Source organism: Pseudomonas chaetocerotis, from assembly GCF_015712105.2.
Lineage (GTDB): Bacteria > Pseudomonadota > Gammaproteobacteria > Pseudomonadales > Pseudomonadaceae > Aquipseudomonas > Aquipseudomonas chaetocerotis.
In genome coordinates this window covers 13,035-30,458 of sequence record NZ_JACFYX020000003.1, presented here as the reverse complement: position 1 = coordinate 30,458, position 17,424 = coordinate 13,035, and the positions used below count along the sequence as shown (strand labels likewise).

The window sequence follows — 17,424 nt, the reverse complement described above, 5'->3', positions numbered from 1 at the left end:
ATCCGGCCTGGATTGGCATCAAAGGTGCGCCCCGCGCAGGGCGGCGGGACGCCTATAGTCCTGATGGGGGGGCGTGAAGTCAATTGCAGGTGTTACCGCTCTGTTACTAGCGTTACCGCCAATGCGCGGGATGTCGGGGGGCGCAAGGGACCGCCCTGTGGGATGCGCTTCTGCGGCGAGCTTGTCGGGTCGCGGCTGAGGCCCCTGCCACAGAGGCCGGCTGGGCTACTCGGCCAGGCGTTCCAGGCCGGTAAATGGACAGTCTTGCAGCATCGCATCGAGGCTGCGGCCATCCGGCAGTTGCAGCTCAGCGGCCAGTTCGGCCAGCGGATAGAGCACGAAGGGGCGCGCCTGCATGTGGTAGTGCGGCACGGTCAGACGCTCATCGTCGATCAGGCGCTCACCGAATAGCAGGATGTCCAGGTCCAGTGTGCGTGGGCCCCAGCGCTCGGCCTTGCGTACGCGGCCTTGCTCCTGCTCGATGCGTTGCAGTGCGTCGAGCAACTGCCACGGCTCCAGATCGGTATCCAGCGCCGCCACGGCATTGACGTAACGCGGTTGATCCGCCGGGCCAAGAGGATCGCTGATGTAGAACGACGAATGCCCCTGTAATTGGCTGTGCGGCAATTGCGCGATGGCGTGCAAGGCCGCGCGCAGCTGTTGCAGTGGTTCGGCCAGGTTGCTGCCGAGGCCGATGTAAACCCGCTCCATCACTCGCCGCCGCTTTCGTCGCTGCGCTTACGGCGATTGTTGCTGCTGCGGCGACGTTTGCGCGGCGCGTTGCCGGCGCTTTCGCCTTTGCTGGCGAGGTCGCGAATCATCTGCCGACGCTCGCTGTCGTTGGCGTCCTGATAGTCCGTCCACCATTCGCCCAGGCCGCCGGTGTCTTCTCCGGCCAGTTCACGCAGCAGAAGGAAGTCGTAGCCAGCGCGAAAGCGTGGGTTTTCCAGCAGCAGGTCGGCGCGTTTACCGCTGCGGCGCGGCAGGCGCTCCTGCATGTCCCAGATCTCGCGAATCGGGATGGTGAAGCGCTTGGGTACGGCGATGCGCTGGCACTGCTCGGCGATCAGTTCATGGGCGGCTTCCTGCATCGCCGGAATCGGCGGCATGCCCTTGTTCTGCAGTTGCAGCACGCGGGCCGGCAGCGCAGGCCACAGTAGTGCGGCGAAGAGAAAGGCTGGCGTGACCGATTTGCCATCATGGATGCGGTCGTCGGTGTTGATCAGCGCCTGGCGAATCAGCTTCTCGGTGTACTGCGGATTCTGCTTGAGCGCCGCGCCGCTGGCCGGGAAGAGCTGGGCAAACAGATCGTGCTCAAGCAGAAGGTCGAAGGTGTACTCGGCATAACCGGCGAGGAACAGCTTGAGCACTTCGTCGAACAGACGCGCTGAGGGAATGTCGCGCAACATTGGCGCCAGACGGCGAATCGGCGCGGCGCTGTGCTTCTCGATCTCGAAGTCGAGCTTGGCAGCGAAACGCACCGCACGCAGCATGCGCACCGGGTCTTCCAGGTAACGCTGTTCCGGGTCACCGATCAGCCGCACCAGATGGTTGCGCACATCGTGCATGCCGCGGGCGTAGTCGAGGATATGTTCCTGGGTCGGATCGTAGTACAGCGCATTGATGGTGAAGTCGCGGCGCTGAGCATCGTCTTCCAGTGTGCCGTAGACGTTGTCGCGCAGAATGCGGCCGCTCTCGTGGCGTGACGCCAGATTGCTGTTCTCTTCCTCATCACCCTGAGGGTGATTGGCGCGGAAGGTGGCCACCTCGATGATCTCGCGACCAAAATGAACGTGTACCAGCTTGAAGCGGCGGCCGATCACCCGTGCGTTACGGAATTCGGCGCGGACCTGTTCGGGCGTGGCACTGGTGGCCACGTCGAAATCCTTGGGGTCAATATCCAGCAGCAGGTCGCGTACACAGCCGCCGACCAGATAGGCCTGGTAGCCGGCCTTCTGCAGGCGTTCGACCACACTTATGGCATGACGGCTGATTTCGTTGCGCTTGAGCGGGTGTTGACGACTGCTCAGCACTTCGGGAGTGCTGCGTGGACGTGGTGCACGGCGCAGAGGTGAGTGGAAAGATTTGAACAGCTTTTTCAGCATGGGATGCACTGTTTGGAGTAGTGGTCGGCCTGCTGCGCATGCGCTTGAAAATCAAATTGCGTGAGCATCACGGCGTTAAAAGCAGTTTGCTTCGGCAAGGTTTTTCAACTGCATGCGAAACGATGACCGCATGATTGCAGCGGATTCTAGCATCGTGTAGGGAGAAGGTGTGTAGAAGGGCGGCAGGCGGGGATTCGAGGACCGTAAGCTACTGGGGGAGCCGAAGCTCCCCCCCAAGTTGGTGCGTGCTATGTTTTTATTGTTGTTGAGGGCCTGTTGTTTTTGTTGTTCGGCCCTTCCCGGCTTGCCGTGGCTTACCGGGTGCTCCCCAGAGAGGGGAGCCAATAGCAAACGGATTTCTTTGGACGCTGATGCTGCCTTAATCAACCAGTTCCGGCGCTGCCTTGAGGCAGTTTTATTGTTCTCAGTCTGGTCGCTGGGGCGAACCCCTCGTGGCAACTCCTCTCCAAAAGAATCAGTTAGCTGCGCCTCCGTACCTTGTTGTTTTTGTTGTTCTGGAGTCGTTACGTCTTGTTCTTATTGTGTAGGGCATTGCTTGTTATTGTTGTTGTGCCAGAGATAAAGCAGATGCCGTGCCAGTTTTTGCGAATCCTTGTAAATCAAGGGTTTGCGGCAATCATGGGGGTTCGGTGGGGGAGAAAAAGGCCGGGCTTTCGTTACCGATAGACCCGGCCTTTGTTACGAGATATTGAAACGGTAACAACTTGTGGAACCCGTGCGCGGGCAGGTTGTCACCGAGGTCGTGGCGTCAAGGGCCGCTGGTCACACCGGATTTGCGTCGCGGAATGCCCAGGCGTTGACGCCGTTCCCACAGGCATTTGCGACTGATGCCCAACTTGCGGGCCAGCTCGGTCTCGGTCATGTGGTCCTGATGCTCGAGGACGAAGTGCTGGAAGTAGTCCTCCAGTGACAGATCCTCGGTAGGTTCGTGGCTATTGCCACTGCTCTGTCCGCCTGCCGCCGGCAGGCCGAAGTCCTCGTCATCCAGATCGTCCAGCTCGATGTCGATGCCCAGCAGGTCCGCGGAAATTTCCGCACCCTCGCAGAGAATCACCGCACGCTCGATGGCGTTCTCCAGTTCACGCACGTTACCCGGCCAGGGATAGTGGCGGATCGCCTGCTCGGCGTCATGAGCGAAACGCAGCGGCTCGCGGCCCATGCGTGTGTACTGGCGCACCAGGAAGGCTTGGGCGATTTCGATCACGTCGCTGCCTCGTTCACGCAATGCTGGCAGCTTGAGCGCGATGACGTGCAGACGATAATAAAGGTCTTCACGGAACTGGCCGGTCTTGGCCAGTGTCTTCAGGTCGCGGTGGGTGGCGGCGATCAGGCGCACATCCACTTTCTGCGACTGCACCGACCCGACCCGACGAATTTCGCCTTCCTGCAGTACGCGCAGCAAGCGCGCCTGGGCTTCCAGCGGCAACTCGCCAATCTCGTCGAGGAACAGCGTACCGCCATCGGCCGCTTCGACCAGGCCGGCGCGTCCGGCACTGGCGCCGGTGAAGGCGCCTTTCTCGTGGCCGAACAGCTCGGACTCGATCAGGGTTTCCGGAATGGCGGCGCAGTTCACCGAAATCAGCGGGGCCTTGGCGCGCTTGGAAAGGTTGTGCAGGGCGCGCGCAACCAGCTCCTTGCCCGTGCCGGACTCACCCTGCACCAGCACATTGGAGTCGGTGGGGGCTACCTTGCGAATCTTGCTATAGAGCTCCTGCATGGCCGCGCAGGAACCGATGATGCCGATCTCGCCATTGGCGTTGTCCACCACCTTTTCGGCATTGCCGCTGCGCGCGTTGCTGGCAGCAGTAGGCGTCGGTGCGCTTTTGGCTTCCTGGCGGTCGCGCAGGATGCGGGCGACGGCCTGTAGCATTTCATCGTGGTCGAAGGGCTTGGCGATGTAATCGACTGCGCCCATCTTCATCGAGTCCACCGCCGAGCGCAGGCTGGCGTAGCTGGTCATGATCAGCACCGGGGTGCCTTCGGCCAGTTTGATCAGTTCGGTGCCCGGTGCACCGGGCAGGCGCAGGTCGCTGACGATCAGGTCGAAGGTGGGAATGCTGTAGCGTTCCTGGGCTTCCTGTACCGAGCCAGCTTCGCTGACCTGGTATTGATTGCGTTCGAGCAGGCGGCGCAAGGCAGAGCGGATAATGGTTTCGTCTTCGACGATAAGAATATGTGGCATCAATTCGGTCTCTCGACGGTCACGGAGGTGCCATTGGCAGCCTCTCTCGCTGTTTACATCGCTACGGACGTCGCCTCGACATGCCTTGGCAGGGTGACCCGAATTCGAGTGCCCAATTGGCGCTCGGGGTCAGCCGGGCTGTCGATTGTTATCTGTCCATAATGCTCTTCCACGATCGAATAGACCAGCGCGAGGCCCAGGCCGGTCCCCTCGCCGGGGTCCTTGGTGGTGAAGAAAGGTTCGAACAGGCGGTCGATGATCGCTTTGGGAATACCGCTGCCTTCATCCTCGACGATCAGGTCGACGGTATGTTCGCTGGCTTCGCTGCGCACGCGGATGGCGCCGCCCGGAGGCGAGGCGTCGCGGGCGTTGGACAGCAGGTTGATCAGTACCTGAGCCAGGCGCTGCGGATCGCCACAGGCCCAGTGCTGCGGATCGCAGAGGTTGTAGAACTGGATGTCGAAGTTGCGCTTGTTCAACGACAGCAGGCCGATGGCGTCCTGCGCCACGTCGGCCAGGCACACCGGCTCGTCGCTGCGTTGGTGGCTGCCGGAGTGGGCGAAGCTCATCAGCGACTGGACGATACGCGACACGCGTTTGGTCTGTTCGAGGATCTGCCCGCTGATTTCGGTCAGTTCGGCGTCGGTCTCGCGCTCTTCGCGCATATTTTGCGCCAGGCAGGCGATACCGGTGATGGGGTTGCCGATCTCGTGGGCCACGCCAGCAGCGAGGCGGCCGATGCTGGCCAGGCGCTCGGAGTGCACCAGTTTGTCTTCGAGCATCTGGGTTTCGGTCTGGTCCTCGACCAGCAGCACCAGGCCGCTGTTACCGGGCGCCAGCGGTTCGTTGATGGCTGCCTTGTGCAGGTTTAGCCAGCGAATCTGGCCGTCGAGCGCCAGGTGCTGTTTATGCAGATGCTGGTCCGGGCGTTCGATGAAGTCCTGCAGCAGGCTCTGCCAGGGCTCGCTCAGGGTGCTCAGGCGCGAGCCGACGATACGTTGTGCGGGAATATCGGTGAGCTCTTCCATAGCCCGGTTCCACATCAGGATCTCCTGGTCCTTGGCCAGCGAGCACACGCCCATTGGCAGCTCCTGCAGTGTCTGGCGGTGGTACCGGCGTAGCGCGTCGAGCTCAGCGGCGAGGCCGGTGAGGCGCGACTGGTAGTCTTCCAGGCGGCTTTCGATGAAATGAATGTCCTCGGTGACATAGCCCTCGCTGCCGGATTTGTAGGGCAGGAAGGTTTCCACGATGTCCTGTGCCACGCTCGGCCCCATAAGGCCTGACAGGTTGGCCTCGATGCGGTCGCGCAGGCGGCGCAGGGCATAGGGGCGGCTTTCGTCGAAGGGCAGATGCAGATCGCGCAGGGCCTGCTCGACTTCGCGTTGAGCGGTCTTGGCGCCGAGCGGCTTGGCCAATTGCGCGGCAAAGTCCTGCGGCGAAACGGCGACCAACTCGCGCCGTTGCGGGCGGCGCACGTTGTCCACCGCGCAGGCTTCGGCGGCGCTCTTTTCCTCGGGGCTGGCTTCGGTGAACAGCGACACCAGGGTGAATACCAGTACGTTGGCGGCGAGCGAGGCGATGGCGGCGAGGTGCCAGCTGGCATCGTCGAGTACATAGATGACGTTGAACAGCGGCAGGTAGAAGCCTTCCAGGTTGCCCAGCAGCGGCAGCAGCATGGTCACTGCCCAGACGCTGATGCCGGCCAGCAAACCGGCGATGAAGCCGCGGCGATTGGCCGTTTGCCAATACAGTACCGAGAGCACGCCGGGAAGGAACTGCAAAGTGGCGACGAAGGCGACGATGCCCAGATTGGCCAGGTCCTGCTGCGCCCCCAGCAGCAGATAGAAGCCGTAGCCGGCCATGATGATGCAGGCGATCAGCGTGCGGCGTGTCCACTTCAGCCAGCGGTAGATGTTGCCCTCGGCCGGTGGCTGGTAGAGCGGCAGCACCAGGTGGTTGAGGGCCATGCCCGACAGCGCCAGGGTCGAGACGATGATCAGGCCGCTGGAGGCCGACAGTCCGCCGACATAGGCGAGCAATGCCAGGGTCTCGCTGTTGACCGCGATACCCAGGCCCAGGGTGAAGTATTCGGGGTTGGTGGTCGCCCCGAGCTTGAGGCCGGCCCAGAGGATCAGCGGGACGGCCAGACTCATCAGCAGCAGGAACAGCGGCAGGCCCCAGCTGGCGCTGACCATGGCGCGCGGATTGAGGTTCTCGGTGAAGGTCATGTGGTACATGTGCGGCATGACGATGGCCGAGGCGAAGAACACCAGCAGCAGGGTGCGCCACGGGCCCTCCTGCAGCGGCGTGTGCAGCGTGGCTAACGCCGCCTGGTTCTGTACCAGCCACAATTCCAGTTCACGTGGGCCACCGAACACCTGGTACAGCGCGTACCAGCCGATCACGCCCAGAGCGACCAGCTTGACCAGCGATTCGAAGGCGATGGCGAACACCAGGCCCTCGTGTTTTTCACGCGTGGCGATATGACGCGCGCCGAACAGGATGGTGAACAGGATGATCAGGCCGCAGTAGCTCAGCGCGACTTTTTCCTGTAGCGGCTCGCGGCTGAGGATGCCGATGGAGTCGGCCACCGCCTGGATCTGCAGGGCCAGCAACGGCAGCACACCGATCAGCATGAACAGCGTGGTGAGTGCGCCGGCCCAGGTGCTGCGAAAGCGGAAGGCGAACAGGTCGGCCAGCGATGAAAGCTGGTAGGTGCGTGTGATGCGCAGGATCGGGTAGAGCAACACCGGCGCGAGCAGGAAGGCCCCGGAGACGCCGAGGTAACTGGCGAGGAAGCCGTAGCCGTACTGGTAGGCCAGGCCCACCGTGCCGTAGAAGGCCCAGGCGCTGGCGTAGACGCCCAGCGACAGGGTATAGGTCAGCGGGTGGCGGATGATCCAGCGGGGGATAAGACCGTGTTCACTGACCCAGGCGACGCCGAACAGCACCAGCAGATAGCCGGCGCTGATCAGGATCAGCTCGCTCAGGCTAAAGCTCGTCAGCATCGCGTTGGCTCTGAAGAATGAAGGTGACGACGATCAGGATCAGCCACAGCAGATAAGGCCGGTACCAGGCGCCATTAGGGTCGATCCACCAGTCCATGATGGCCGGGGAGAACAGGTAGATCCCCACTACCAGGATCAGAACCAGTCGGTAGATATACATGTGACATCTCGTCGAAAGATGCCGCGATGGTAAAGGAAGCCGCGCGTTCCAAGCCACAAACTTGAAATCGGAGGATGTAGGGTGCGCCGCGCATACAGGCTCAGTGCAACACTCTGCTCTAACGAATCGCGACACCATCCATATCGCCCGGTGCGCATGGCGCACTCTACGGCACGTCGTGCAGCCTCTCTCGAATCGTCTTGCGATGATCCCCGTAGGGTGCGCCGCACGCACCGGCTCTTTGTAGCGCCGTGCCCGAATGAATCGCGACACCATTGATATCGCTCGGTGCGCATGGCGCACCCTACCCTGTGGACTGGAGACTTAGCGCAATTGTGCTTCGGCCAGGGTACGGCTGCGTGGAATGCGCGTGGCGTCCCAGTTGGCGATGCCCCAGGCCAGCAGTTCGCCGGGGCTGGCACCTTGCAGCTCGGTCGTGGGTTGCTGGCCCAACGCACGCAGGGCGCGCAGCAGCAGAGGACTGGCCTGTTCAACCGGTAGTGGCGGGGAGCGATAACTCTTGCCCAGTTTGTGCCCGTCCGGCTGGATGATCAGCGGCACGTGCAGGTAACGCGGTTGCTGCAGCCCGAGCAATTCCTGCAGATAGAGCTGGCGCGGGGTCGAGTCGAGCAGGTCGGCGCCGCGCACCACATCGGTAACACCCTGCCAGGCATCGTCCAGTACCACCGCAAGCTGATAGGCGAACAGGCCGTCACGGCGGCGAATCACGAAGTCGCCGACTTCTCGGCCCAGGTGCTGGCGAAATTCGCCCTGCACGCGGTCGATGAAGTGGTAGTCCAGCTCCGGTACGCGCAGGCGAATGGCAGCGTCATGATCAGGATGGCAGGCGTTACGGCAGAACCCCGGATAGATGCCGGCGTAGCCTTCCAGTTGCTTGCGCGAGCAGGTGCAGGCATAGGCCAGGCCCTGACTGAACAGGCGGGCGATTACTGCGGCGTATTCGATATGCCGCTCGCTCTGGCGCACCAGTTCGCCGTCCCACTCGAAACCGTAGGTCTCCAGCGTGCGCAGGATCGCATCCTGTGCGCCAGGTATTTCCCGTGGCGGATCGAGATCCTCCATGCGCAGCAGCCAGCGGCCGCCGACGGCGCGGGCATCGAGGTAGGAGGCTAGGGCGGCGACCAGCGAGCCGAAGTGCAGGTAGCCGCTGGGCGTAGGGGCGAAGCGCCCGATATAGGCAGTGTTCATGGGGCCAAGGCCAGAAACAGAGCGGGGCGCCTAAGCGCCCCGTCGTCAGATCAGGAACCGATCTGCTTTTCCTTGATTTCCGCCAGCGTCTTGCAGTCGATGCACAGAGTCGCAGTCGGGCGGGCTTCGAGGCGGCGAATGCCGATTTCGACGCCACAGGAGTCGCACCAGCCGTAATCGTTGTCTTCGATCAGTTGCAGCGTCTCGTCGATCTTCTTGATCAGCTTGCGCTCGCGGTCACGGGCGCGCAGTTCCAGGCTGAATTCTTCTTCCTGGCTGGCGCGGTCGGCCGGATCCGGGAAGTTGGCCGCTTCGTCCTGCATATGGTGCACGGTACGATCGACTTCCTGCATCAGCTCCAGCTTCCACTTATTGAGGATGCTGGTGAAGTGAGCGCGCATCGGCTCGCTCATGTATTCCTCGCCCTTCTTCTCTTGATAAGGCTCGAAACCACGAATCAGCTGGCTGGTGCTTTTGGCTTTTTCTTTTGTGGGCATGGATGACGCCTCTCACTCTTTCTAATCCACCGCGCAGGTTATTCCATTGCCAGGCGTTTGTCCGGCCCTGCGACTGCAAGCCGGCGAACTTACCAGATCGAATCGGGGCGCGCTACTCCCGGTTGTCTCTACCCTGTCCGGGGTGTGAACGAAATCTGTATGAGACTGGCCAGTAAGCGTAGCGGCGCTTTGACGCCCTTGCCGCGGGCTGAAGCTGCCCTGCTAGAATCCGCGCCTCGCAACTCTGAAGACAGACCCATGGCTCAGCTCTACAGTGCGCGCAGTCGCGCCATCGAACCCTTCCATGTGATGGCCTTGCTGGCGCGTGCCAACGAATTGCAGGCGGCGGGTCACGATGTGATCCACCTGGAGATCGGCGAGCCGGACTTCACCACCGCCGAGCCGATCATCCGTGCTGGCCAGGCCGCGCTGGCTGCCGGGCATACCCGTTACACCGCTGCTCGCGGCCTGCCGCAGCTACGTGAGGCCATCGCTGGCTTCTATGCCGAACGTTACCGGTTGAATGTCGACCCGCAGCGCATTCTGGTGACGCCCGGCGGCTCTGGTGCGTTGCTGCTGGCCGCCAGCCTGCTGGTCGATCCTGGCAAGCACTGGTTGCTGGCCGACCCCGGCTACCCGTGCAATCGCCACTTCCTGCGCCTGGTCGAGGGCGCCGCGCAACTGGTGCCAGTTGGCCCGGACGTGCGCTACCAGCTCACCCCGCAACTGGTGGAGCGGCATTGGGATTCAGGTAGCGTCGGTGCCTTGGTCGCCTCGCCGGCCAACCCGACCGGCACCTTGCTGCACAAGGATGAGCTGGCGGCCTTGTCGACCTGTCTCAAGCAGCGTGGCGGCCATCTGGTGGTGGATGAGATCTACCACGGCCTGACCTACGGCTGTGATGCACCGAGTGTGCTGGAAGTGGATGACGACGCCTTCGTACTCAACAGTTTCTCCAAATATTTCGGCATGACCGGCTGGCGTCTGGGCTGGCTGGTGGCGCCCGAGGCGGCCGTGCCGGAGCTGGAAAAACTGGCGCAGAACCTCTACATCAGCGCGCCGAGCATGGCGCAGCATGCCGCACTGGCCTGCTTCGAGCCGGCCACGCTGGCGATCCTCGAAGAGCGTCGTCACGAGTTCCAGCGCCGCCGCGACTACCTGCTGCCGGCGTTGCGTGCGTTGGGCTTCGGTATTGCCGTGGAGCCGGAAGGTGCCTTCTATCTATATGCAGACATCAGTGCCTTCGGCGGCGATGCCTTCGCCTTCTGCCGGCACTTCATCGAAACCGAACATGTGGCCTTCACTCCGGGCCTGGACTTCGGTCGCTATCAGGCCGGGCACCATGTGCGTTTCGCCTACACGCAGAATGTCGAGCGCCTGCAGCAGGCGGTCGAGCGTATCGCTCGTGGCCTGAAGAGCTGGAAGCCCGATGCGCTTTGACCCGCCGCTGGAAGAAGGGCGCCTGCTGCGTCGCTACAAGCGCTTTCTCGCCGATATAGAGACCGCCGGCGGCGAGCAGATGACCATCCACTGCGCCAACACCGGCTCGATGCTCAATTGCATGAGCGAAGGGTGCCGGGTGTGGTTCAGCCGCAGCAGTGATCCCAAGCGCAAGTTACCGGGCAGTTGGGAGATCAGCGAAACGCCGCAGGGGCGGCTGGCCTGTATCAACACCGCGCGAACCAATGCGCTGGTGGAAGAGGCGCTGCGTGCCGGACTGATCGTCGAGCTGGCCGGCTTTACTGCGCTCAAGCGCGAGGTGCCTTACGGGGTGGAGAACAGCCGCGCCGACTTTCGTCTGGATTACCCGGATGGTCAAGTCTATGTCGAGGTCAAGAGCGTGACGCTGGGTTTCGCTGGCAGCGACGTGGCGGCCTTTCCCGATGCGGTCACGCAGCGCGGCGCCAAGCATCTGCGCGAGCTGGCTGCGCTGGCGCGTGCTGGTGTGCGGACCGTGCAGCTGTATTGTGTGAACCTCTCCGGTATCCGCGCTGTGCGGGCTGCCGAGGAAATCGACCCGACCTACGCCGCCGGCCTGCGTGAAGCCAAGGCTGCGGGTGTGGAGGTGCTGGCTTACGGCGCCGAGCTTAGCCCCGAGGGGATCGCCCTGGTTCGCCAGTTGGAGGTACTGGGGTAGGGTGCGCCGCGCGCACCGGCTTTTTGATACATCCTGTCCGCAACAATCGCGACATCATCGATATCGCCCGGTGCGCATGGCGCACCCTACGGCGCGATCCAGATCCCGTTTGCATCTTCCCTGCACATAAGCACCTGCAGTGCCTGCCCCTCGCAGGGACCCGCCACGCATTCACCGTTCTCGACCAGAAACAGTGCGCCATGGGTCGCGCAGCGGATCAGGCTGCCGCTGTCATCGAGGAAATCGTCCTTCTGCCATTCCAGGGCAATGCCGCGATGCGGGCAGCGGTTGAGGTAGGCGTACACCTGGCCGTCCCTGCGCACGGCAAGCAGGTTCAGCTGGTCGATCTCAAAGCCCCGACTCTGACCTTCGGCCAGTTCATCCGGGGCGCACAAGCGAATCATCGAGGTTTCCCATTGGCGTGTTAGTTGCTGAGCCGCGACCCGTGATGATCGTCTCCCTTTGGAGGCGATGGCGCACATCGCCTCAAGAGGCGCGGATTATCCCGCAAGAACAATGGCAGCGCATCCATGCTCAGATACGACGGGAGCAGGCAGTCTGTGCTGCAAACCTTTTAGCAGGTGCTTCGTGGTGTTGGGCATTCGTTCGGGGGGCAGTTGTTACCAAGCTTGGCCGGCGTCACGCCTTTAACAACAGCGCCTGCGAGCTCGGGAGTCGCAAACGCAACGAGGCTTGAGCGAGGCCGAGCGACACGTGCGCTTCGGAACGCGTCACTGCATCCAGATTCACAACGGTAAGACACACAATCTGCGTTTGATCGACAGTCGGCTCAACGGGCTCTTGGGCTTCGTGCACTGGATGGACTGGCGATGCTCGCAGCAGGCTTTTATCCTGCTAGCCCATCTCCGATAGACGAAGCCAAGCGCGAGCCATGACCTCACCTTTTTCGACGCGCCCATTGTTCATCACGCTGGGCCTGTTGCTCGTGCTCGTGCTGTGGCTCTCGCTGGCGCTCGGGCCGGTCAGCCTGCCATTGGGCGATACCCTGCGTGCAGCGTTGCGTTTGCTGGGCCTGCCTCTCGCGGCGGACGCATCGGTACAGCAGGCCGAACTGATCCTGTCGCAGATCCGCATGCCGCGCACCTTGCTTGGGCTGGCCGTAGGCATGGTGCTGGCGCTCTGTGGCGTGGCGATGCAGGGGTTGTTTCGCAATCCACTGGCTGACCCCGGTCTGGTCGGCGTTTCCAGCGGTGCCGCGCTGGGCGCAGCGGTGGCCATTGTCGGCGGCGCCGCGTTCGGTGGTTTACCGGATGTCTTCGCGCCCTATCTGCTGTCGGTCTGTGCCTTCTTCGGTGGCTTGCTGGTGACGGCGCTGGTCTACCGCCTGGGGCGGCGTGACGGGCAGACGAATGTGGCGACCATGCTCCTGGCAGGTATCGCATTGACCGCGCTGGCGGGTGCGGCCATCGGCCTGTTTACCTACCTGGCGGACGATGCGACCCTGCGCACCCTGACCTTCTGGAACCTGGGCAGCCTCAATGGCGCCAGTTATTCGCGACTCTGGCCGTTGCTGCTGGCCACGCTGGCCGTGGCGCTGTGGTTGCCAAGACGGGCGCGTGCGTTGAACGCGCTGCTGCTGGGTGAGTCGGAGGCGCGTCATCTTGGTTTCGATGTGGAGCGACTCAAGCGCGAGCTGGTGTTCTGCACGGCACTGGGTGTCGGTGCTGCGGTGGCGGCCGCCGGCTTGATCGGTTTCATCGGCCTTGTGGTGCCGCATCTGATGCGCCTGCTGGTGGGCCCCGATCATCGCCTGTTGCTCCCTGCATCCGCGCTTGCCGGTGCGAGCCTGTTGCTACTGGCCGATCTGGTCGCGCGCCTGGCACTGGCACCTGCGGAGTTGCCGATCGGCATTGTCACGGCGCTGATCGGCGCGCCATTCTTTCTCTATCTGCTGGTGCGGGGGCGAAGCTGATGCTGCGGGTCGAACAGCTGGAAGTCCGCCGCGGCCAGGGCGTGGTGCTCAGTGGCATCGATCTGCAGTTGCACCCCGGCGAAGTGCTGGGTGTGCTGGGGCCCAACGGTGCGGGCAAGAGCACTTTGCTGGCGGCGATGACCGGCGAGCTGCCGGCCAGCGCCGGGCAGGTGACGCTGGATCAGCGCGCGCTCGATGACTGGGCCGGGCCGGAGCGGGCCAGGCGTCTGGCCGTGTTGCCGCAGAGTTCCAGTCTGAATTTCGCCTTTCGTGTCGAGGAAGTGGTCGCCATGGGCCGCCTGCCGCATGACAGCGGGCGCGTGCGCGATACGCAGATCGTGCAGCAAGCGTTGCTGGCAGCCGATGCTGTTCACCTGGCGGGGCGCAGCTACCTGGCGTTGTCCGGCGGCGAACGCCAGCGCGTGCACCTAGCGCGGGTGCTGGCGCAGCTATGGCCGGGCGGCGAGGGGCAGACCCTGCTGCTCGATGAGCCGACCTCGATGCTCGATCCGCTGCATCAGCACACCTGCCTGCAGGCGGTTCGCCGTCTGGCCGAATCCGGCGCGGCGGTACTGGTGATCCTCCATGATCTCAATCTGGCCGCGCGTTACTGTGATCGCCTGTTGCTGCTGGAACAGGGCCGGGCGCATGCGCTGGGTACCCCTGCCGAAGTATTGCGGGCCGAGCCCCTGCAGGCCGTGTTCGGTCTGGAAGTGCTGGTGCAGACTCATCCCGAACGCGGCCACCCGCTGATCGTCGCGCGCTGAATCTTGGAGACCCCGATGCGAGTCGTTCTGTTGAGCTGTCTGATGCTGCTGGCCGCCTGTCAGAGTCGAAATGTGCTGCCGCCGCCGGCGCCGCTCGCAGCGCTGGGACGCGAGCATGCCGATTTGGGTCGCATCGTCGATCTGGCCAGCGGGCAGAGCATCAGCCCTGAGCAACTGCTGAGTCGTCTTGCACCGGCTCAGCGGGTGCTGGTCGGCGAGCAGCACGACAATCCCGATCACCATGCCTTGCAGCTCTGGCTGTCGCGCGAGTTATCCAGGTTGCGCCCGCAGGGCAGCATGCTGATGGAGATGCTCAACCCCGATCAGCAGAACAAGGTCGATCAGGCCCAGAAAACCGCGCGCGCTGGTCAGGCGATTACCGATCCGTTCGACGCCCTGGCCTGGCAGCCGGGATGGGGCTGGTCGCTGTACGGGCCGCTGGTGTTGCATCAATTGCGTCAGTCCTATCCCTTGCTCGCGGCCAATCTGGATCGCACCGAGATCATGCAGATCTATCGCCGGCGGCCGACGCTTGCGGGGCAGCGCTCAGGAGCAGCCGAGGTGCAGGCGCGTTTGCTGGCCGATATCCGCGAGTCGCACTGCGGCCTGCTGCCGGACAGCCAGTTGCCGGCGATGCTGGCCGTGCAGCAGCAGCGTGACCGGCGCATGGCCGAGGCGCTGATGGCGGCGCCGCAGCCAAGCCTGCTGCTGGCCGGCGCCTTTCATGCGCGCAAGGACCTCGGTGTCCCCTTGCATCTGGCCGACCTTGGCGCGCAGTCTGGCAACGCGGTACTGATATTGGCTGAAGTCGGTCGCTCGGTGGACGCCTCCATGGCCGATTACGTCTGGTTCACTGCCGCGCAGCCGGAGCAGGATCACTGCGCCAAACTGCGACCCTAGCCGCCTTTCGTGGGCTGCCTGCACGGCATCCTCGGCGCTTTGCCGATTCGGAGCCTGGCCTATGTCCACAGACGTTCGCGACCTGCTGCAAGGTTATTTCAACGCCCTCAATGATCGGGATATCCGCGCCTGTCTGGCGCTGGTCAGCGACGGACTGATTCTGCAGCCCAATCAGGGTTTCACCGAGCATGGGCGCGACGCATTCGCGGCTTTTCTTGAACGGCAACTGCTTTGCTATCGCGAGATGATCGAGTCGCTGGTGATCCTGGTCGAGCCGCAAGGGCGGCATGCCGCCTGCGAGTACCGCGTCATCGGTGAATACCTGGCGACTGACGATGGCCTGCCGGAAGCCTGTGGGCAGCGTTACGAGATGCGCATGGGGGCCTTCTTCGAGATCCAGGACGGGCTGATCGCGCGCATCAGCCTGCATTTCAATTTGCCGGACTGGCTGGCGCAGGTCGACGGCTGAGGTCCGCTGCGGACGGTATGCCGGGTGCGGCAGGGCACACTTTCGGCCAGGCAAAAAAAGACCCGGCAAGAGCCGGGTCAATAACCGTGATTAGCCTGATGAGGAGATAATCTGAAGAGTCCGACTGAATGGTCTCTTTAGCTTATCGGCTGATCTCGCGACCAGTTGAGATAATAATAACAATTCTCATTCAATAGTCAATGCCCTTTTGAGAACTTTCCTCAGAAAGTTTTTGCCGGGCCCATACATGCAAAACCCGGCTCTGGGCCGGGTTCGCTGATGCGGGTGGAGACTCAGGATTCCCCAGGCAAGCGCAATTGAGTGACTTCCTTGTTCAGCAGATCGATGCGTCGAGCCATGCTCTCGATCAGGCTGTGAGCGATGCGCGGGTTGCTTTGCATCAAGCTGAGGAATTGCTCCTTGGGAATCACCATGACCGTGCAAGGTTCGCTGGCGACCACCGTGGCGCTGCGTTTCTCGCGAGTGAATACCGCCATGGCGCCGAAGATTTCGTCCTTTTGCACATCGCCGACCTTCTGGCCGTCGACGTAGGCCTCGGCGTGGCCCTCGATGATGATGAACACGTGGTCGGCTTCATCACCCTGATGAATCAGCTCCTCGCCGGCAGCGAAATGCTGGAAGCCGGTCGCCGGACGGATCTCCGGTTGTTTCAGGCGTGCCAGTGCGTCGGACAGCAGAGCGGTGTGGCCGATCAGATATTGAATGAACTGTTCCTGGCGCTGCTCGCTGGCATAGATGTGCTGGAACGTTTCGCTGCGCGAGTAGGGAATCAGGCTGATGGGTTCTTCACTGCTGTAGCGGCAGGAGGGGAGGTCGATGCCCTGGCGCAGGCCAACCAGATCGCCCTCCTGCAGATAGAACAGCGGGCGTTCATCGACCAGCGCATGCAGCAGCCCGTTCTCGATGATGAACAGCTGGTTGCCAGGCAGTACCTGAGCCAGATCATCGACACGCTCCAGACGCAGCGGCTCACCCGCGGGTTGCAGCCCTTCCAGCAACTGAGTGGGGATACTCTGCAGGCGATTGATCAACTGATCGGCGTAGGCCGGTTGCTCCCCGAGTAAATACATAACCGTAATTCCTTGAACTGGCTGGACTGGCTGACCACACGAAGGTCCCTGAAACAATAGGCTGTGCGGCTCTTCGAGTAAATCACCTTGCGCTGGTGTTGTGAGCTAGCTCTTGTTGTGGCCTTGGGCTTCGTCCAGCTTGCCGTTCAGTTCGGCCTTGTGTGCGGGGGGGAGCTCACTCCAATGCACATTGAGCAGAGCTCCCTCGATGGCGTAAAGCAGCACCTTGGATGCGCGAAAGCCGCGCGCCCTGACCGCGCGATAGGCTCCCACAGCGCCATAGCGACGCAGGTCGTTGGCGCTGTGAATCCCCACGGCGTGCAGCCATTGCGCCGAGGTCTTGCCCAGGTTCTTCAGGTGTTGCAGTTCGTCGTTCATCGGGCCTCCATGCGTGCGGGTGAAAGGTTCACGTTGGCGTGCCTGCCAAAAAGTGTAGCGGCCAATTGCCTGAGTGCTTCGCGTCGACGTTCGTAGAGGTCTACTTGGTGCGATAGCGCAGGCGGGTGCCGAAATTGACCGACATGAGAATCTCGTCAGCGGTCAGTTCGACGGGGAAGTAGGCGCCGGAAATCTGCGCGTGGGCCAGGCTGGCGCCTTCGATCCTGGCGTTACGGAAATCCAGGCCGCGCAGGTCTGCCCCACGGAAGTAGGCATCGGTGAAATTGACGGCGTCGGTGTCCATGTTGCGCAGATCGAGCCCGCGAAAATCGCCACCGGACAGATCGACTTCCACGTCCTTCGGCTTCTGTACATTGAAGCCCTTCACATCGTCGTTATGCAGGAGGTGGTAGAGCGGATGATCAAGCTGGCGTGGCTGACTCATGGCAGATACCAGTGGTGGCTTCACCGGCAGTATAGAAGTCCTGCCAGGGTTTGCCTGGCAGGGCGTGCCAACTGTTTGCAGGCTGTGTGGAAACTACCGCGCTCGGCCATGCTGCGTTAAAA

17 protein-coding genes are annotated in these 17,424 nt (G+C 62.6%); 6 read left to right on the top strand and 11 right to left on the bottom strand.

Annotated elements, in window-relative coordinates; genetic code table 11:
- Nucleotides 1-225: 225 nt before the first annotated feature.
- From folK to dksA, 7 genes are all read right to left on the bottom strand, one after another.
- Nucleotides 226-711, bottom strand: coding sequence for a 2-amino-4-hydroxy-6-hydroxymethyldihydropteridine diphosphokinase (folK, locus tag H3221_RS06400; protein ID WP_196473611.1), 486 nt, complete (start codon nucleotides 709-711; stop codon nucleotides 226-228).
- Nucleotides 711-2,105 (bottom strand): polynucleotide adenylyltransferase PcnB, encoded by a 1,395-nt coding sequence (locus H3221_RS06395; RefSeq protein WP_196473612.1) that lies wholly within the window; start codon nucleotides 2,103-2,105, stop codon nucleotides 711-713. Before H3221_RS06395 ends, folK begins: the two co-directional genes overlap by 1 nt.
- Before the next feature lie 769 nt (nucleotides 2,106-2,874).
- Nucleotides 2,875-4,308: a sigma-54-dependent transcriptional regulator gene (locus tag H3221_RS06390; RefSeq protein ID WP_196473613.1), complete on the bottom strand. Its 1,434-nt coding sequence runs from the start codon at nucleotides 4,306-4,308 to the stop codon at nucleotides 2,875-2,877.
- 53 nt (nucleotides 4,309-4,361) lie between these two features.
- Nucleotides 4,362-7,316: a sensor histidine kinase gene (locus tag H3221_RS06385; protein ID WP_196473614.1), complete on the bottom strand. Its 2,955-nt coding sequence runs from the start codon at nucleotides 7,314-7,316 to the stop codon at nucleotides 4,362-4,364.
- Nucleotides 7,300-7,476, bottom strand: a complete 177-nt coding sequence (locus tag H3221_RS06380) for a hypothetical protein (RefSeq protein ID WP_003244646.1) — start codon at nucleotides 7,474-7,476, stop codon at nucleotides 7,300-7,302. The genes H3221_RS06385 and H3221_RS06380 overlap by 17 nt, the downstream gene beginning before the upstream one ends.
- 324 nt (nucleotides 7,477-7,800) lie before the next feature.
- Nucleotides 7,801-8,685, bottom strand: a complete 885-nt coding sequence (gene gluQRS, locus H3221_RS06375) for a tRNA glutamyl-Q(34) synthetase GluQRS (protein ID WP_196473615.1) — start codon at nucleotides 8,683-8,685, stop codon at nucleotides 7,801-7,803.
- A 50-nt stretch (nucleotides 8,686-8,735) separates the two neighbouring features.
- Nucleotides 8,736-9,182 carry an RNA polymerase-binding protein DksA gene (gene dksA, locus H3221_RS06370; protein ID WP_017675309.1) on the bottom strand — a complete coding sequence of 149 codons (447 nt, stop codon included), beginning with the start codon at nucleotides 9,180-9,182 and terminating at the stop codon, nucleotides 8,736-8,738.
- Nucleotides 9,183-9,440: 258 nt separating this feature from the next.
- Here dksA and H3221_RS06365 point away from each other — a divergent pair, with 258 nt between their 5' ends.
- Nucleotides 9,441-10,622 (top strand): pyridoxal phosphate-dependent aminotransferase, encoded by a 1,182-nt coding sequence (locus H3221_RS06365; protein ID WP_196473616.1) that lies wholly within the window; start codon nucleotides 9,441-9,443, stop codon nucleotides 10,620-10,622.
- Nucleotides 10,612-11,319 (top strand): DNA/RNA nuclease SfsA, encoded by a 708-nt coding sequence (gene sfsA, locus H3221_RS06360; RefSeq protein ID WP_196473617.1) that lies wholly within the window; start codon nucleotides 10,612-10,614, stop codon nucleotides 11,317-11,319. Before H3221_RS06365 ends, sfsA begins: the two co-directional genes overlap by 11 nt.
- Nucleotides 11,320-11,405: 86 nt before the next feature.
- Here the strand turns inward: sfsA and H3221_RS06355 are convergent, their stop codons facing one another.
- On the bottom strand, nucleotides 11,406-11,723 hold the full coding sequence (locus tag H3221_RS06355; protein WP_196473618.1) for a Rieske (2Fe-2S) protein: 318 nt from the start codon (nucleotides 11,721-11,723) through the stop codon (nucleotides 11,406-11,408).
- Between the two features lie 542 nt (nucleotides 11,724-12,265).
- On the opposite strand from H3221_RS06355, the gene H3221_RS06350 reads away from it, so the two are divergent.
- From H3221_RS06350 to H3221_RS06335, 4 genes are all read left to right on the top strand, one after another.
- Complete coding sequence (locus H3221_RS06350; RefSeq protein ID WP_196473637.1) at nucleotides 12,266-13,252, top strand: FecCD family ABC transporter permease; 987 nt, start codon at nucleotides 12,266-12,268, stop codon at nucleotides 13,250-13,252.
- On the top strand, nucleotides 13,252-14,019 hold the full coding sequence (locus tag H3221_RS06345) for a heme ABC transporter ATP-binding protein (RefSeq protein WP_196473619.1): 768 nt from the start codon (nucleotides 13,252-13,254) through the stop codon (nucleotides 14,017-14,019). The genes H3221_RS06350 and H3221_RS06345 overlap by 1 nt, the downstream gene beginning before the upstream one ends.
- Nucleotides 14,020-14,034: 15 nt before the next feature.
- Complete coding sequence (locus H3221_RS06340; protein ID WP_196473620.1) at nucleotides 14,035-14,919, top strand: ChaN family lipoprotein; 885 nt, start codon at nucleotides 14,035-14,037, stop codon at nucleotides 14,917-14,919.
- 61 nt (nucleotides 14,920-14,980) lie between these two features.
- Complete coding sequence (locus H3221_RS06335) at nucleotides 14,981-15,388, top strand: nuclear transport factor 2 family protein (RefSeq protein ID WP_196473621.1); 408 nt, start codon at nucleotides 14,981-14,983, stop codon at nucleotides 15,386-15,388.
- Between the two features lie 293 nt (nucleotides 15,389-15,681).
- On the opposite strand, the gene H3221_RS06330 is transcribed toward H3221_RS06335, so the two are convergent.
- From H3221_RS06330 to H3221_RS06320, 3 genes are all read right to left on the bottom strand, one after another.
- A complete protein-coding gene (locus H3221_RS06330; protein ID WP_017675299.1) occupies nucleotides 15,682-16,479 on the bottom strand; it encodes a cyclic nucleotide-binding domain-containing protein in 798 nt (265 codons plus the stop codon).
- Between the two features lie 105 nt (nucleotides 16,480-16,584).
- Nucleotides 16,585-16,857, bottom strand: a complete 273-nt coding sequence (locus H3221_RS06325) for a TfoX/Sxy family protein (protein ID WP_074679532.1) — start codon at nucleotides 16,855-16,857, stop codon at nucleotides 16,585-16,587.
- 100 nt (nucleotides 16,858-16,957) lie between these two features.
- Nucleotides 16,958-17,302 (bottom strand): pentapeptide repeat-containing protein, encoded by a 345-nt coding sequence (locus H3221_RS06320; protein WP_169971216.1) that lies wholly within the window; start codon nucleotides 17,300-17,302, stop codon nucleotides 16,958-16,960.
- Between the last annotated feature and the right edge of the window lie 122 nt (nucleotides 17,303-17,424).

Bases quoted from the DNA above. Each gene is read 5' to 3' on its own strand.
- H3221_RS06380 (WP_003244646.1), bottom strand. From the start codon at position 7,476: ATGTATATCTACCGACTGGTTCTGATCCTGGTAGTGGGGATCTACCTG.
- gluQRS (WP_196473615.1), bottom strand. From the start codon at position 8,685: ATGAACACTGCCTATATCGGGCGCTTCGCCCCTACGCCCAGCGGCTAC.
- H3221_RS06365 (WP_196473616.1), top strand. From the start codon at position 9,441: ATGGCTCAGCTCTACAGTGCGCGCAGTCGCGCCATCGAACCCTTCCAT.
- H3221_RS06385 (WP_196473614.1), bottom strand. From the start codon at position 7,316: ATGCTGACGAGCTTTAGCCTGAGCGAGCTGATCCTGATCAGCGCCGGC.
- H3221_RS06390 (WP_196473613.1), bottom strand. From the start codon at position 4,308: ATGCCACATATTCTTATCGTCGAAGACGAAACCATTATCCGCTCTGCC.
- H3221_RS06320 (WP_169971216.1), bottom strand. From the start codon at position 17,302: ATGAGTCAGCCACGCCAGCTTGATCATCCGCTCTACCACCTCCTGCAT.
- H3221_RS06345 (WP_196473619.1), top strand. From the start codon at position 13,252: ATGCTGCGGGTCGAACAGCTGGAAGTCCGCCGCGGCCAGGGCGTGGTG.
- dksA (WP_017675309.1), bottom strand. From the start codon at position 9,182: ATGCCCACAAAAGAAAAAGCCAAAAGCACCAGCCAGCTGATTCGTGGT.
- H3221_RS06355 (WP_196473618.1), bottom strand. From the start codon at position 11,723: ATGATTCGCTTGTGCGCCCCGGATGAACTGGCCGAAGGTCAGAGTCGG.
- H3221_RS06330 (WP_017675299.1), bottom strand. From the start codon at position 16,479: ATGTATTTACTCGGGGAGCAACCGGCCTACGCCGATCAGTTGATCAAT.
- H3221_RS06340 (WP_196473620.1), top strand. From the start codon at position 14,035: ATGCGAGTCGTTCTGTTGAGCTGTCTGATGCTGCTGGCCGCCTGTCAG.
- H3221_RS06325 (WP_074679532.1), bottom strand. From the start codon at position 16,857: ATGAACGACGAACTGCAACACCTGAAGAACCTGGGCAAGACCTCGGCG.
- folK (WP_196473611.1), bottom strand. From the start codon at position 711: ATGGAGCGGGTTTACATCGGCCTCGGCAGCAACCTGGCCGAACCACTG.
- H3221_RS06395 (WP_196473612.1), bottom strand. From the start codon at position 2,105: ATGCTGAAAAAGCTGTTCAAATCTTTCCACTCACCTCTGCGCCGTGCA.
- sfsA (WP_196473617.1), top strand. From the start codon at position 10,612: ATGCGCTTTGACCCGCCGCTGGAAGAAGGGCGCCTGCTGCGTCGCTAC.
- H3221_RS06335 (WP_196473621.1), top strand. From the start codon at position 14,981: ATGTCCACAGACGTTCGCGACCTGCTGCAAGGTTATTTCAACGCCCTC.